At 72.6% G+C, this 13,170-nt stretch carries 13 protein-coding genes; 6 read left to right on the forward strand and 7 right to left on the reverse strand.

Features of this window, described 5'->3' with window-relative positions; all coding sequences use genetic code 11:
- The 4 genes from ACFWNV_RS36475 to ACFWNV_RS36490 form a co-directional block, all read right to left on the reverse strand.
- Positions 1–1,476: DEAD/DEAH box helicase (locus tag ACFWNV_RS36475; protein WP_383955571.1), on the reverse strand; the 1,476-nt coding region annotated here is incomplete at its 3' end.
- A gap of 120 nt (positions 1,477–1,596) precedes the next feature.
- Complete coding sequence (locus tag ACFWNV_RS36480) at positions 1,597–1,800, reverse strand: cold-shock protein (protein ID WP_112447913.1); 204 nt, start codon at positions 1,798–1,800, stop codon at positions 1,597–1,599.
- Positions 1,801–1,927: 127 nt separating this feature from the next.
- On the reverse strand, positions 1,928–3,133 hold the full coding sequence (locus ACFWNV_RS36485) for a sensor histidine kinase (RefSeq protein ID WP_383955574.1): 1,206 nt from the start codon (positions 3,131–3,133) through the stop codon (positions 1,928–1,930).
- A gap of 154 nt (positions 3,134–3,287) precedes the next feature.
- Positions 3,288–4,430 (reverse strand): peptidoglycan DD-metalloendopeptidase family protein, encoded by a 1,143-nt coding sequence (locus ACFWNV_RS36490; RefSeq protein WP_383955577.1) that lies wholly within the window; start codon positions 4,428–4,430, stop codon positions 3,288–3,290.
- Positions 4,431–4,659: 229 nt separating this feature from the next.
- Here ACFWNV_RS36490 and ACFWNV_RS36495 point away from each other — a divergent pair, with 229 nt between their 5' ends.
- Both ACFWNV_RS36495 and ACFWNV_RS36500 read left to right on the forward strand, forming a co-directional pair.
- Positions 4,660–5,313, forward strand: coding sequence for a response regulator (locus tag ACFWNV_RS36495; protein ID WP_383955581.1), 654 nt, complete (start codon positions 4,660–4,662; stop codon positions 5,311–5,313).
- A gap of 53 nt (positions 5,314–5,366) precedes the next feature.
- The gene (locus ACFWNV_RS36500) at positions 5,367–6,179 is read left to right on the forward strand and encodes a class I SAM-dependent methyltransferase (RefSeq protein ID WP_383955584.1); all 813 of its coding nucleotides are present in this window, start codon (positions 5,367–5,369) and stop codon (positions 6,177–6,179) included.
- 52 nt (positions 6,180–6,231) lie between these two features.
- Here ACFWNV_RS36500 and ACFWNV_RS36505 read toward each other — a convergent pair whose 3' ends face one another.
- From ACFWNV_RS36505 to ACFWNV_RS36515, 3 genes are read right to left on the reverse strand one after another with little or no spacing between them, the layout of a single operon-like run.
- Positions 6,232–7,215, reverse strand: a complete 984-nt coding sequence (locus ACFWNV_RS36505) for an acyl-CoA dehydrogenase family protein (protein ID WP_383955587.1) — start codon at positions 7,213–7,215, stop codon at positions 6,232–6,234.
- Positions 7,215–8,360: an acyl-CoA dehydrogenase family protein gene (locus tag ACFWNV_RS36510; RefSeq protein WP_383955590.1), complete on the reverse strand. Its 1,146-nt coding sequence runs from the start codon at positions 8,358–8,360 to the stop codon at positions 7,215–7,217. Before ACFWNV_RS36510 ends, ACFWNV_RS36505 begins: the two co-directional genes overlap by 1 nt.
- Entirely contained in the window at positions 8,360–9,214 is an 855-nt protein-coding gene (locus tag ACFWNV_RS36515; RefSeq protein ID WP_383955593.1) for an enoyl-CoA hydratase, read from the reverse strand. Before ACFWNV_RS36515 ends, ACFWNV_RS36510 begins: the two co-directional genes overlap by 1 nt.
- A gap of 46 nt (positions 9,215–9,260) precedes the next feature.
- Here ACFWNV_RS36515 and ACFWNV_RS36520 point away from each other — a divergent pair, with 46 nt between their 5' ends.
- From ACFWNV_RS36520 to ACFWNV_RS36535, 4 genes are read left to right on the forward strand one after another with little or no spacing between them, the layout of a single operon-like run.
- Positions 9,261–10,409 (forward strand): acyl-CoA dehydrogenase family protein, encoded by a 1,149-nt coding sequence (locus ACFWNV_RS36520; RefSeq protein WP_383955596.1) that lies wholly within the window; start codon positions 9,261–9,263, stop codon positions 10,407–10,409.
- Complete coding sequence (locus ACFWNV_RS36525) at positions 10,406–11,200, forward strand: SDR family oxidoreductase (protein ID WP_383955599.1); 795 nt, start codon at positions 10,406–10,408, stop codon at positions 11,198–11,200. The genes ACFWNV_RS36520 and ACFWNV_RS36525 overlap by 4 nt, the downstream gene beginning before the upstream one ends.
- 40 nt (positions 11,201–11,240) lie before the next feature.
- Positions 11,241–11,876 carry a TetR/AcrR family transcriptional regulator gene (locus ACFWNV_RS36530; RefSeq protein ID WP_383955602.1) on the forward strand — a complete coding sequence of 212 codons (636 nt, stop codon included), beginning with the start codon at positions 11,241–11,243 and terminating at the stop codon, positions 11,874–11,876.
- A gap of 35 nt (positions 11,877–11,911) precedes the next feature.
- The gene (locus tag ACFWNV_RS36535) at positions 11,912–13,069 is read left to right on the forward strand and encodes an acetyl-CoA C-acetyltransferase (protein ID WP_383955605.1); all 1,158 of its coding nucleotides are present in this window, start codon (positions 11,912–11,914) and stop codon (positions 13,067–13,069) included.
- The last annotated feature ends 101 nt before the right edge of the window (positions 13,070–13,170 follow it).

Here is a 13,170-nt window from a genome sequence, read left to right on the forward strand (position 1 = left end):
GCCGCCCCCGGCGGCCGGAGCCGCTCCCGTGGCGGAGCCGGTGCGCGGGCCGCCCGAGCGGCGGCGCGCGCCGCCGCCGGAGCCGCCGGCCTGGCCGGTGGAGCGCTGCCGCGGCGGGGTGGCCTGCGGCACCTCCATGACGACCGGGATGCCCGAGGGCTCCTTGGCGCCGGTGATGCGCGCGAGCTCCTCGTCGGAGGACTTGATCTGCGCGGTGCGCGGGGAGATCCCGGCGTCCGACATCAGGCGGGTCATGTCGCGCTTCTGGTCGGGCAGGACCAGGGTGACGACGCTGCCGGACTCGCCGGCGCGGGCGGTACGGCCGCCGCGGTGCAGGTAGTCCTTGTGGTCGGTCGGCGGGTCCACGTTGACGACGAGGTCGAGGTCGTCGATGTGGATGCCTCGCGCGGCGACGTTGGTGGCGACCAGCGCGGTGACCTCGCCCGTCTTGAACCAGTCGAGGGTCCGGTTGCGCTGCGGCTGCGAGCGGCCGCCGTGCAGGCCGGAGGCGCGGACGCCGTCGGCGAGGAGCTTCTTGACCATGCGGTCGACCCCGCGCTTGGTGTCGACGAACATGATCACCCGGCCGTCGCGAGCGGCTATGCGCGTGGCCACGGCCTTCTTGTCGGTCTCGTCCATGACGTACAGGACGTGGTGCTCCATCGTGCTGACCGCACCGGCGGACGGGTCGACGGAGAAGGCGACCGGGTCGGTGAGGAACATCTTGACGAGCTTGTCGATGTTCTTGTCGAGGGTCGCCGAGAACAGCATGGTCTGGCCGTCGGACCGGACCTGCTTGAGCAGGGCGGTGACCTGCGGCATGAAGCCCATGTCGGTCATCTGGTCGGCCTCGTCGAGGACGGTGATGGAGACCTGGGAGAGGTCGGCGTCACCGCGGTCGATGAGGTCCTTCAGGCGGCCGGGGGTGGCGACGAGCACCTCGGCGCCGCGGCGCAGGGCGCCGGTCTGCCGGTTGATCGACATGCCGCCGACGACGGTCGTGATCCGCAGGTTGACGGCCGTGGCGTACGGGGACATGGCGTCGGTGACCTGCTGCGCGAGCTCGCGGGTCGGTACGAGGACCAGCGCGAGCGGCTGCTTCGGCTGGGCGCGGCGGCCGGCGGTGCGGGCCAGCAGGGCCAGGCCGAAGGCCAGCGTCTTGCCGGAGCCGGTGCGGCCGCGGCCGAGCAGGTCACGGCCGACGAGGGAGTTCGGCAGGGTCGCGGCCTGGATCGGGAACGGCTCGGTGACGCCCTGGGCGGCGAGGGTCTTCAGCAGCGCCTCGGGCATGTCCATGTCTCCGAACGCGTCCACCGGCGGCAGGGCCGGGGTCAGCGGTTCGGGCATGGTGAATTCTTGGGGCCTGGCTACGGGGGCGGACTTCTGCCGTCCCGCGCCAGCCTTCGGACGTCCCTGGGCCGCACCTCGACCCCGGGTGGGGCGGCGGCTGGGTCGTGCGGAGCTGGAGCTGGTCATGCGGGAAAGCCCTCCTGAAACCGGCAGGTACTACAAAGGCACTGCAATTCAAATGGTGCGAAACAGCAGACAAGCCGGGGCCCGCACCTACTCGGTGCGGACCCCGGCGTGCTGACTGCCTTAGGCGGGGAGGATGTTCTCCGCCTGGGGGCCCTTCTGGCCCTGGGTGACGTCGAAGGACACGCGCTGGCCCTCGTTGAGCTCACGGAAGCCCTGGGTGGCGATGTTCGAGTAGTGGGCGAAGACGTCCGGGCCGCCACCGTCCTGCTCGATGAAGCCGAAGCCCTTTTCCGAGTTGAACCACTTCACGGTGCCAAGTGCCATTTTTGAATCTCCTGAATAGGCGGCAAAGGGCCCCATCCGGAGATTCCGGCAAAACAATAAAAGCGCCTGTCGGAGCATTCCCGTCAGGCGCACATAAAGTTCATGGGTACCACAACTGCAACGAGCTCTAAGCTAGCACACGTCGGTCGGGGAGTGTCGCCGCGAGCATGTGACCTCCGTCCTGCGCGGGTCCGGCGCGCAGCTTCCCGCCCACCTCCGTGAGGGCGCGGCGGAGCCCCGGAATGCCCATGCCACCGGAGTCCAGGACGATCCGTTCCCCCTCCGGGGCGGTGTTGACCACATCGAGGCGGACCTCCCCGCCTTCGGCGTAAAGATTCATCCGAACGGCGGAGCCGGGGGCGTACTTCGCCGCGTTGGTGAGCCCCTCGCGGGCGATCCGGAGCAGGAGCCGCCCGTCGGCCGCGGGGAAGGTGCCCAGGCCGGGCTGGGTGTGGTGGGTGATCTCCATGCCGGTGGCCCGCATGTTCCGGGCCAGGGAGCCGAGGAAGCGGCCCACGTCCACGGGGGAGGTGTGCGCGCGGCTGCCCGCGGGGTCGGTCAGCATGTCCAGCACCTCCCTGACCTCGGCCATCGCGGCCCGCGCCGATTCCTCCACGGCTCCGGCGGCCTCCCGGACCCGGGGGTCGGCCTCGGTGTCCAGGCGCAGGGCGGCGGCCTGCATCGTGAGGGCGGTGAGGCGGTGACCCAGCCCGTCGTGGGTGCGCTGGGCCAAACGGGTGCGTTCCTGAACCACGGCCAGGTCGGCCGCCTGGTCCACGGCGGCGTGGGCCTGGCGGGCCCGCTCGCGCAGCGCGGTCATGACGTGCCGGTTGCGCCGCACGGTCTCCCCGTACAGGGCGGGCACGAGGATGGAGCCGAGGACGAAGGAGGCGGGGTCCCGCCCCGCGTAGCCGAGCGGCAGGATCACGTCGCGGGTGGCGGCGTAGACGAGGGCCATCAGCAGGATCCCGCCCCAGCGGTGGACCCTGCCGTACGCGGCCAGGGCGTAGGCGCCGAAGACGAGGGGGCCGCGGTCGTCGGAGACGAGGGTCGCGGCGGTGGCCACGAGGGCCGGGAGCCAGGCGTGGGAGCGGCGCCAGAGCAGGGAGACGGCCGCGAGCCAGCCGACGGCCAGGCTCGTGGGGTAGTCGGTGACGAAGCCGAAGCGGTGGACGTCGTGGAGGTTGAGGGTGGTGAGCAGTCCGCAGACCAGGGCGAGCCACAGGTCGGTGCGGCGGGCCCGCACCGGGTCGGGTGCCCCGCTGCTCTCCCCGGTCAGGGTGCGCAGACCCCGTTCCAGCAGCTGTCCGGCGCGACCGGGCACGGCCTGCATGACTCCACCCCTCCCCCGTCTACGCACATAAGTGCGTAGAACACACCAAAACGTCCCCCCAGGTTGCCCTTCTTCCGCCGAAGGGGCATCCCGGGGGGACGTGTTGGACCGGTTCCCGGTGGACCGGCTCGCTCGTGCGTGGAGCGGCCCGCTGTTACAGGGAGACGCCGAGGCCGTTCAGCCAGGTGACCGGGTTGACGTCGGCGCCGTAGCTGTTGCTGGAGCGGACCTCGAAGTGGAGGTGCGGGCCGGTGGAGTTGCCGGTGTTGCCGGAGCGGCCGATCTGCTCGCCCGCGGAGACCCGCTCGCCTTCGGAGGCGGTCGCCGAGGAGAGGTGGGCGGACAGGGTGTAGCGGCCGTCGTCGTGCTTGATGACCACGGCGTTGCCGTAGGCGCCCTGCCAGCCGGAGGAGACGACGGTGCCCGCGGCCGCGGCCCGGACCGGGGTGCCGGTGGACACCGCGAAGTCGATGCCGGTGTGGTAGCCGGCGGCCCAGCCGCCCGCCTGGTGGTAGCGCGCGGAGATGCTGCCGCCCGAGACGGGCAGCACGCCCTCGGCGCTGCTGGAGCTCCCGGAGGAGTCCGAGGAGTCGGACGGGTCCGAGGAGGAATCGGAGGAGTCCGAGGAGCTCGACGAGCTGGCGGACTTCGGCGCGGCCGGGGTGCTGCTGCCGGAGTCGGAGGAGCCGCCGGAGCCGTACGCGAGGCGCTGGCCCGGGAAGATCACGTCCGGGTCGGACCCGATGACCGAGCGGTTCTCGGAGTAGAGGGTCTGCCAGCTGACGCCGAGTTCGGAGCCGATGGTGCCGAGGGTGTCGCCGCCGGCGACGGTGTAGGTGTTCGCGCCCTCGGCCTTCGGGGCGGCCGGGGCCGCCTCGGCGTTCTTGTCCGCGGTCGAGGTGCCGGCTCCCCTGACAGGAGCTTCGGGGGCCTCGGGGGCCGGGCCGCCGCGCTGGAGGCCGGCGAGCTTGCCGCAGGAGGGCCAGGCGCCGGGGCCCTGGGTCGCCAGGACCTTCTCGGCGACGGCGATCTGCTGCGCCTTGGTGGCCTGGTCGGCCTGGGGGGCGTACTGCCGGCCGCCGAACTCCACCCAGGTGCTGGAGGAGAACTGGAGGCCGCCGTAGTAGCCGTTGCCGGTGTCGATGCTCCAGTCGTTGGTGGACTCGCACTGGGCGACCTTGTCCCACGTGCCGACCGACGCGGCGGACGCGGGCTGTGCCACGAGACCCACGGCGGCGGGTGCGGCGATACCGGCGACAACGAGACCGGCGAGGGTACGGGCAGACGGGAAAGACATGCGGAGTTCCTGACTTCGGGGACATGTACGGAGGCCGGTGCGCCGGGTGAAGCGGTGGGGCGTTCGGCCTCGGTAACCACCGTCCGGGAGAACGGGGGGTCCCCGAAGTCCCCGAAAGAGGACAAGCGGGACAGCAAAAGGGGACTGGGGAGGGAGGGTTGACGGGCCTTAAGTCCCTGTATGCCGGTAATGTCCGCAATAAGACGGGGATTCAGGGGAGGTGGGTCACATGACGATCCGCGTGATGGTGGTCGACGACCAGAGCCTCATACGGTCGGGACTGGTGACCCTGCTCGCGAACGCGCCCGACATCGAGGTGGTCGCGGAAGCCGCCGACGGGGCCGAGGCCGTACCGCTGGCGCGCACGTACCGGCCGGACGTGGTGCTGATGGACCTGGTCATGCCTAAGGTCGACGGCATGGAGGCCACCTTGCAGCTGCTGCGGCTGCCGGAGCCGCCGCGCGTGCTCGTCCTCACCGGCTACACGGCGGACGACCTGGTCCTGGACGCGCTGCGGGCCGGAGCGGCCGGGTTCCTGCTGAAGGACCTGCGCCCCGAGGAGCTCTTCGCCGGCATCCGTACGGTCGCGGCGGGCGGCAGCGCGCTGGCTCCGGGGGTGATGCGGGTCCTGCTGGAGCGGGCCGACACCCGCACCGGGGCGCCCGACCACGCGGAACAGCTCTCCACCCTGTCCCCCGGCGAGCGGGACGTCCTCGCACTGGTCGGCGAGGGCCGGACGAACCTGCAGATAGCGCAGGCGCTGCACCTGTCCCCGGCGAGCGTGAAGACGTACGTCTCGCGGATCCTGACGCAGCTCGACCTCTCCAACCGGACCCAGGCCGCGATCCTCGCCTACGAGGCGGGGCTGGTCCGCGCCGCGTGAGCCCGGCCCCGCGAGGGGTGGCCCGGGGGGGCCCGGTCGAAGAGAATGGCGTCATGACGACGACTCGGCCAACGCGGACGACTCCCCGCTCCCGGGCCCGGTCCTTCGACGGCGCCGCCGCTCTCTACGGGCGGCACCGGCCCGGCTATCCCGAGGCGCTGTACGACGCCGTCGAGGAGCTGGCCGGGCGCCGGTTCGCCGGGGCCCGGGTCGCCGACGTGGGCGCGGGCACCGGGATCGGGACGGCGCCGATGCGCGTCCGGGGGGCCGAGGTGGTGGCGGTGGAGCCCGGGGACGGGATGGCCGCGGAGTTCCGGCGGACCCGGCCGGGGATCCCGATCGTGCGCGGGGACGGGGACCGGCTGCCCCTGGCCGGGGCCGCCTTCGACTTCCTGACGTACGCCCAGGCCTGGCACTGGACGGATCCGGCGCGGTCCGTGCCGGAGGCCCGCCGGGTGCTCAAGCCCGGCGGGGCGCTGGCGATCTGGTGGAACGATCTGGACGAGTCGGCCGGCTGGGTCGCGGCGCAGGGCGAGCGGATCCGCGCCTTCTTCGGGGCCGACGGCCCGGGCGGCGCGGTCGTGGGCGGGGCCGGCGCCGTGGGCGGGACCGCCCAGTCGCTGGGCTACCGCACGCTCCCGCGCGGCCTCGGCTCCGGTTTCGCCCAGCGGACCGTCCCGTGGTCCCGGCGGATCCCGCTGGAGGCGCACCTGGCGAACCTGGCGAGCCACTCCGCGTTCCTGCTGCTGGGCGAGGAGGGGACTCGGGAGTTCCTGGACGCCGAGCGGGAGCGGCTGAATCCGCTCTTTCCCGACGGGACGGTGCACGAGCCCTACCTGGTCAGCCTCAGCGTGGCCGTCATCTGAGACGGCCCGGCGCGGAGCGGCGCACTCCGCCCCACACCGCCCTGGCGCCCTTCTACCGCAGCCGCTCCCGAAGCACCGCCGCCCGGCATTGCGAGGGGCTCCCCCAGGCGTCGCGCAGCGGGCGTGCCTTGCGCAGCCACAGGGAGAGGTCGAGTTCCTCGGTGTAGCCGACGGCTCCGTGGAGCTGGAGGGCGGTCATGGCGGCCGCGTACGCCGCTTCGCCCGCGGTCAGCTTCGCCGCCGCGATCTCCCCGGGGTCCAGGGAGAGCGCGGCGGCCCAGAGCAGCGGCCGGGCGAACTCCAGGCCGAGCAGGGTGTCGGCGAGCCGGTGCTTCACCGCCTGGAAGCCGCCGATCGCGGTGCCGAACTGCGTGCGCTGCTTCGCGTACTCCACCGTGCGGGCGAGGAGGGCCTCGCCGGTGCCGAGGCACTGGGCGGTGGTGAGCAGCCGGGCCCAGTGCGCGGCGTCCCGGGCCGCGGCGGTGACCGCCGGGCCGGCGGCGAGGAGTTCGCCGCCGCCGTCGGGGAGGGCCAGGCGCCGGGCGGGGTCGGTGGAGGTGCGGAGCGGTCCGGCGCCGGGGGCGAGGCGGAGCTCCCCGGCCGGGGACACCGTGAAGAGGTGGGTGGCCGCGTCGGCGTCCAGGGCGTACGGGGTCCCGCCGGGCAGGGTGAGGGTGGCCGGGGTCTCCCCCGCCACGAGCCCGGGGAGGAACCGCTTGGCCAGTGCCTCGTCGCCGAGCCGGGTCAGGAGTACGGCGGCGGCGGCCGTCTCCACCACCGGGCCGGGGACTCCGGCGCGGCCCAGCTCCACGAACCCGAAGGCCATCTCGGCCGGCATGAGGCCCATGCCCTCGTGGGCCTCGTCGGCCGCGAGGGCGAACAGTCCGGTGGCGGCGAGCCGCGCCCACAGGGCCTTGCCGGGGGTGTGGTCGCCCGCGCCCCAGGCCCGTACCGCCGCCGGGACGTCGGAGGCGGCGAGCAGGGTGCGCAGGGTGCGGGCGAAGTCCGACTGTTCCTCGGACGGCAGGAAGCGCATCAGCGGCGGCCCTTCGGGAGGCCGAGCAGCCGCTCGGCGATGATGTCGCGCTGGATCTCGTTGGTTCCCGCGTAGATGGGACCGGCGAGGGAGAAGATCCACGGCTCGGCCCATTCCCCGTCGGCGAGTTCCGCGTCGGGGCCCAGCAGGTCGAGGGCGCTCTCGTGCAGGGCGATGTCGTACTGGGACCAGAACACCTTGTTCAGGCTGGACTCGGCGCCGATCGTCTCTCCGGCGGCGAAGCGGGAGGCGTTGGCCCAGGTGAAGAGCTGGTAGGCGCGGGCTCCGACGACCGCGTCGGCGACCCGGTCGCGCAGCGCGGTGTCGGCGGGGTCCCCGTGGCTCTGCCACAGGTCCACGAGCCGGTCGGCCGCGGCGAGGAAGCGGCCGGGGGCGCGCAGGGTGAGTCCGCGCTCGTTGCCGGTGGTGGACATGGCGATCCGCCAGCCCTGTCCGGGCTCCCCGATGACGTCCGCGTCGGGGACGAAGACCTCGTCGAGGAAGAGTTCCGCGAAGGCGGGTTTGCCGTCGAGGCGGCCGATGGGCCGCACGGTGACCCCGGGGGCCCGCAGGTCGAACATCAGGTAGGTGAGGCCCTGGTGGGGTTTGGGGGCGTCGGGGTCGGTGCGGAAGATGCCGAAGGCCCGGTCGGCGAAGGCGGCCCGCGAGGACCAGGTCTTCTGTCCGGTCAGCAGCCAGCCGCCCTCGGTGCGCACGGCGCGGGAGGTGAGGGAGGCGAGGTCGGAGCCGGATTCGGGCTCGGACCAGGCCTGGGCCCAGATCGTCGCGCCACTGGCCATGGAGGGCAGGATGCGGGCGCGCTGTTCCTCGGTGGCGTGGTCGAAGAGGGTGGGGGCGAGCAGGTTGATGCCGTTCTGCGAGACCCGGCCGGGTGCGCCGGCGGCCCAGTACTCCTCCTCGAAGACCAGCCAGTGCTCGATGCCGACGCCGCGGCCGCCGTACTCCTCGGGCCAGGACACCACCGACCAGCGGGCGGAGTGCAGGAGCGCTTCCCATTCCCGGTGGGCGGCGAATCCCTCGCGGGTCTCCAGGGAGGGCAGGGGGGTGGCGGGTACGTGGGCGGCGAGCCAGTCGCGCGCCTCGGCCCGGAAGGCCTCCACGTCGGCCGCGTGGTTCAGGTCCATCAGCTGTTCGCCTCCTTCATCGCGGAGATGTTGATGCCGCCGAGCGAGTCCGCCGCCGTCTCGGCGTTGTGGGCGTGCGCGAGGTGGTGCAGGCCGAAGACGGAGTCCATGCCGGTGTGGAGTCCCTGGAGGTCCTCGGCCTGGTTGACCGCCCGCTTGGTGAGGGCGAGTCCGAAGGAGGGCATCTCGGCGATGCGCAGGGCGAGCCGGTCGGTGGCTCCGGCCAGTTCGGCGCGCTCGACGACCCGGTTGACCATGCCGATCTCGTGGGCGCGGCGGGCGGGCATCCGGTCGCCGGTGTAGAGGAACTCCTTGGCGATGCGCGGGGGCATCGCCCAGGGGTGGGCGAAGTACTCGACGCCCGGGATGCCCATGCGGACGACGGGGTCGGCGAAGAAGGCGTCCTCGCTGGCCACGATCAGGTCGCAGACCCAGGCGAGCATCAGCCCGCCGGCCACGCAGGCGCCGTGGACGGAGGCGATGACGGGCTTGGGCAGTTCGCGCCAGCGCCGGCACATGCCGAGGTAGACCTCGGATTCGCGGGCGAAGCGGGATTCGGCTCCGGAGCGCTGGGAGTGGTCCCACCACAGGCCCGCCCGGCGTTCGAAGGGCAGGTGTGCGTCGCGCTCGGGGGTGCCGATGTCGTGGCCCGCGGAGAAGTGCTCGCCGGCTCCGGCCAGGACGAGGACCTTGACCGCGGGATCGTCGGCGGCCCGGTAGAAGGCGTCGTCGAGGGCGTAGGTCATCGCGCTGTTCTGGGCGTTGCGGTACCGGGGGCGGTTCATGGTCACGTACGCGACCGGGCCGCGGCGCTCGTAGAGCACGGGGGTTTCGTCGGGCGTCTCTTCGGGCATCCCTGAATCCTTCCCTAACAAGTGTTTGGTAGGTTAACGTACGGCCATGAGCAGCGTCGAGCAGTTCCGCACCGAGGTTCGGAGTTGGCTACGGGCCCACCTCACCGGCGAGTTCGCCGCCCTCAAGGGCCGCGGGGGACCGGGCCGGGAGCACGAGGCCTTCGCCGAACGCCTCGCCTGGGAGCGGCACATGGCGGCACACGGCTGGACCTGCGTGGGCTGGCCCGTCGAGTACGGCGGCCGCGGCGCGAGCACGGCGCAGCAGATCGCCTTCCACGAGGAGTACGCGCTCGCCGACGCGCCCGCGCGCGTGAACCACATAGGGGAGCAGCTCCTCGGCCCCACCCTCATCGCGCACGGCACCGAGGAGCAGCGGCGGCGCTTCCTGCCGCCCATCCGGGCCGTGGAGGAGCTGTGGTGCCAGGGCTACAGCGAGCCCGACGCCGGCTCGGACCTGGCGAACATCCGCACCCGGGCCGCCCTGGTGGACGGAGCGTGGGTGGTGGACGGCCAGAAGATCTGGACCTCCCTGGCCCACGAGGCGCAGTGGTGCTTCGTCGTCGCCCGCACCGGGCCCGGCTCCCGCCGGCACGCCGGGCTCTCCTACCTCCTGGTCCCGATGGACCAGCCCGGGGTGGAGGTCCGGCCCATCGTGCAGCTGACCGGGACCTCCGAGTTCAACGAGGTCTTCTTCGACGGGGCCCGCACCGACGCCGCCCACGTGGTCGGCGCGCCCGGCGAGGGCTGGGCCGTCGCCATGGCCACCCTCGGCTTCGAGCGCGGCGTCTCCACCCTCGGCCAGCAGGTCGGCTTCCGCCGCGAGCTCGAAGACCTGGCCGCGCTGGCCAAGCACAACGGGGCGATCTCCGATCCGCTGATCCGCGACCGGCTCGTCCGGGCCTGGATCGGCCTGGAGACCATGCGCGCCTCCGCACTGCGGCCCGGGGTCGCCCCGTCCACGGCCAAGCTGTACTGGGCCCGCTGGCACCGGGACCTCGGCGAACTCGCCGTGGACGTCTGCGGAGCCGCCTCGCTGCTCGCGGCCGGGGCGCACGGGGACCCGTACGACCTGGACGACTGGCAGCGGCTCTTCCTCTTCTCCCGCTCCGACACCATCTACGCCGGCTCCGACGAGATCCAGCGCACCATCGTCGCCGAGCGCATCCTCGGCCTTCCCAAGGAGGTACGGGCATGAACGCGATCGGCAACGCACCCGAGTACGTGGCCGGGCACGGCCTGCTGACCGGCCGGACCGCCGTGATCACCGCGGCCGCCGGGGCCGGCATCGGCGGGGCCACCGCCCGCCGCTTCCTGGAGGAGGGCGCCCGTGTCCTCATCGGTGACGCGCACGCCCGCCGCCTCAAGGAGAGCGAGGAGGCGCTGGCCGCGGAGTTCGGCGCGGACCGGGTCGCCTCCCTGCCCTGCGACGTCACCGACGAGGAGCAGGTGGGCGCCTTCTTCGCGCTCGCCGAGCGGCTCCACGGCCGCCTGGACCTCGTCGTCAACAACGCCGGGCTCGGCGGCACGGCGAACCTCGTCGACATGACCGACGACCAGTGGTCCCGCGTCCTCGACGTCACCCTGAACGGCACCTTCCGCTGCACCCGCGCCGCGATGCGCTCGATGAAGGCCTCCGGAACGGGCGGGGTGATCGTCAACAACGCCTCCGTCGTCGGCTGGCGCGCCCAGACCGGGCAGGCCCACTACGCCGCCGCCAAGGCCGGGGTGATGGCGCTGACCCGCTGCTCTGCGCTGGAGGCCGCGGAGTTCGGCGTACGGATCAACGCGGTCGCGCCGAGCCTGGCCATGCACCCGCACCTGGTGAAGGTCACCAGCGAGGAGCTGCTCACCGAACTCACCGCCCGCGAGGCCTTCGGCCGGTACGCCGAGCCCTGGGAGGTCGCCAACGTCATCGTGTTCCTGGCCAGCGGCTACTCGTCGTACATGACGGGCGAGACCGTATCGGTCAGCAGTCAGCACGCGTAGGCCGGCGCATGACCGGCCGGCCTGGGACCAGAATGGACGCGTGCCAACGAACAAGCCGATCGCACCGACGGCCAAGAAGAAGCCCCAGGTGACGGCGTCGCCCGAACGCCGCCGCGAACTCCTCGGCACCGCCGCCGAGGTCTTCGCCGCGCAGGGCTACAACGCCACCACCGTCCGCAAGATCGCCGACGCCGCCGGCATGCTCGCCGGCAGCCTCTACTACCACTTCGATTCCAAGGAATCGATGCTCGACGAGATCCTCTCCGCCTTCCTGACCGAGCTGTGGGAGGGGTACGACACCGTCCTCGCCGCCGGTCTCGGACCCAGGGAGACCATCGAGGCCCTCGTCACCGAATCGTTCCGGGAGATCGACCGGCACCGCGCCGCCGTCGCCATCTACCAGAAGGAATCCCGGACCCTGTCGGTCCAGCCCCGCTTCCACTACCTCTCCGACTCGCAGGTCAAGTTCGAGAAGGCGTGGCTGGGGACGCTGGAGCGCGGGGTCGCGGACGGGGTCTTCCGCGCCGACCTGGACATCCGCCTCACCTACCGCTTCGTGCGCGACACGGTGTGGGTGGCGGCGTCCTGGTACCGGCCGGGCGGCCAGCACAGCCCCGAGGAGATCGCCCGCCAGTACCTCTCGATGGTCCTGGACGGCATCGCCACGCGCACGTAAGTCCCGTATCCCCGGTATATCCCTGAGGAGTTCCGATGCCCGAGGCCTACATAGTCGAAGCGGTACGCACCCCCGTGGGGCGGCGCAAGGGGGGCCTGTCCGAGGTCCACCCGGCCGACCTGGGAGCGCACGTCCTCAAGGCCCTCGTCGAACGGTCCGGGATCGACCCGTCGGCCGTGGAGGACGTGGTCTTCGGCTGCCTCGACACGGTGGGACCGCAGGCCGGCGACATCGCCCGGACGGCCTGGCTGGCCGCGGGACTCCCCGAAGAGGTGCCGGGCGTCACCATCGACCGCCAGTGCGGATCCTCGCAGCAGGCCGTGCACTTCGCGGCGCAGGGCGTCATGTCCGGCACCCAGGACCTGGTGGTCGCCGGCGGCACCCAGAACATGTCGATGATCCCCATCGCCTTCGCCTCGCGGCAGGCGGCGGAACCGCTGGGCTTCACCGAGGGCCCCTACCTGGGCTCCGAGGGATGGCGGGCCCGGTACGGGGACTCCCCCGTCAACCAGTTCTACGGGGCCCAGCTGATCGCCGAGAAGTGGGGCATCTCCCGCCTCGACATGGAGGAGTTCGCCCTGCGCTCCCACCAGCGGGCGCTGCGCGCGATCGACGAGGGCCGCTTCGAGCGGGAGATCGTGCCGTACGGGTCGGTGTCGGTGGACGAGGGCCCGCGCCGCGACACCACCCTGGAGAAGATGGCGGGACTCAAGCCCGTCATGGAGGGCGGCACCATCACGGCGGCGGTCTCCTCCCAGGTCTCGGACGGCGCGGCGGCGATGCTGCTCGCCTCGGAGCGGGCGGTACGGGAACACGGGCTGCGCCCGCGGGCCCGCATCCACCACCTGTCGGTGCGAGGCGAGGACCCGATCCGCATGCTGTCGGCGCCGATCCCGGCGACGGCGTACGCCCTGAAGAAGACGGGCATGTCCCTCTCCGACATCGACCTCGTCGAGATCAACGAGGCCTTCGCCCCCGTGGCCCTGGCCTGGCTGAAGGAAACGGGCGCGGACCCGGCGCGGGTCAACGTCAACGGCGGCGCGATCGCCCTGGGACACCCCCTCGGCGCGACGGGCGTCAAGCTGATGACCACCCTCCTCCACGAACTGGAGCGCACGGGCGGCCGCTTCGGCCTCCAAACCATGTGCGAGGGCGGCGGCCAGGCCAACGTCACCATCATCGAGCGGCTGTAGCGGTCACACGCGGCACCGCTCCCGGGGACCAGCCCCCGGACCCCCGCTCCTCAAACGCCGGAGGGGCTGAATTTTGGCCGGCGCTCAGCCAAATCCAGCCC

Source organism: Streptomyces sp. NPDC058401 (assembly GCF_042722885.1).
In the GTDB taxonomy this organism is placed as follows: Bacteria; Actinomycetota; Actinomycetes; order Streptomycetales; family Streptomycetaceae; genus Streptomyces.

What these genes read in the sequence shown, in the direction of transcription:
- ACFWNV_RS36480 (WP_112447913.1), bottom strand. Translation starts at nt 1,800, where the DNA reads ATGGCACTTGGCACCGTGAAGTGGTTCAACTCGGAAAAGGGCTTCGGC.
- ACFWNV_RS36485 (WP_383955574.1), bottom strand. Translation starts at nt 3,133, where the DNA reads ATGCAGGCCGTGCCCGGTCGCGCCGGACAGCTGCTGGAACGGGGTCTG.
- ACFWNV_RS36490 (WP_383955577.1), bottom strand. Translation starts at nt 4,430, where the DNA reads ATGTCTTTCCCGTCTGCCCGTACCCTCGCCGGTCTCGTTGTCGCCGGT.
- ACFWNV_RS36495 (WP_383955581.1), top strand. Translation starts at nt 4,660, where the DNA reads ATGACGATCCGCGTGATGGTGGTCGACGACCAGAGCCTCATACGGTCG.
- ACFWNV_RS36500 (WP_383955584.1), top strand. Translation starts at nt 5,367, where the DNA reads ATGACGACGACTCGGCCAACGCGGACGACTCCCCGCTCCCGGGCCCGG.
- ACFWNV_RS36505 (WP_383955587.1), bottom strand. Translation starts at nt 7,215, where the DNA reads ATGCGCTTCCTGCCGTCCGAGGAACAGTCGGACTTCGCCCGCACCCTG.
- ACFWNV_RS36510 (WP_383955590.1), bottom strand. Translation starts at nt 8,360, where the DNA reads ATGGACCTGAACCACGCGGCCGACGTGGAGGCCTTCCGGGCCGAGGCG.
- ACFWNV_RS36515 (WP_383955593.1), bottom strand. Translation starts at nt 9,214, where the DNA reads ATGCCCGAAGAGACGCCCGACGAAACCCCCGTGCTCTACGAGCGCCGC.
- ACFWNV_RS36520 (WP_383955596.1), top strand. Translation starts at nt 9,261, where the DNA reads ATGAGCAGCGTCGAGCAGTTCCGCACCGAGGTTCGGAGTTGGCTACGG.
- ACFWNV_RS36525 (WP_383955599.1), top strand. Translation starts at nt 10,406, where the DNA reads ATGAACGCGATCGGCAACGCACCCGAGTACGTGGCCGGGCACGGCCTG.
- ACFWNV_RS36535 (WP_383955605.1), top strand. Translation starts at nt 11,912, where the DNA reads ATGCCCGAGGCCTACATAGTCGAAGCGGTACGCACCCCCGTGGGGCGG.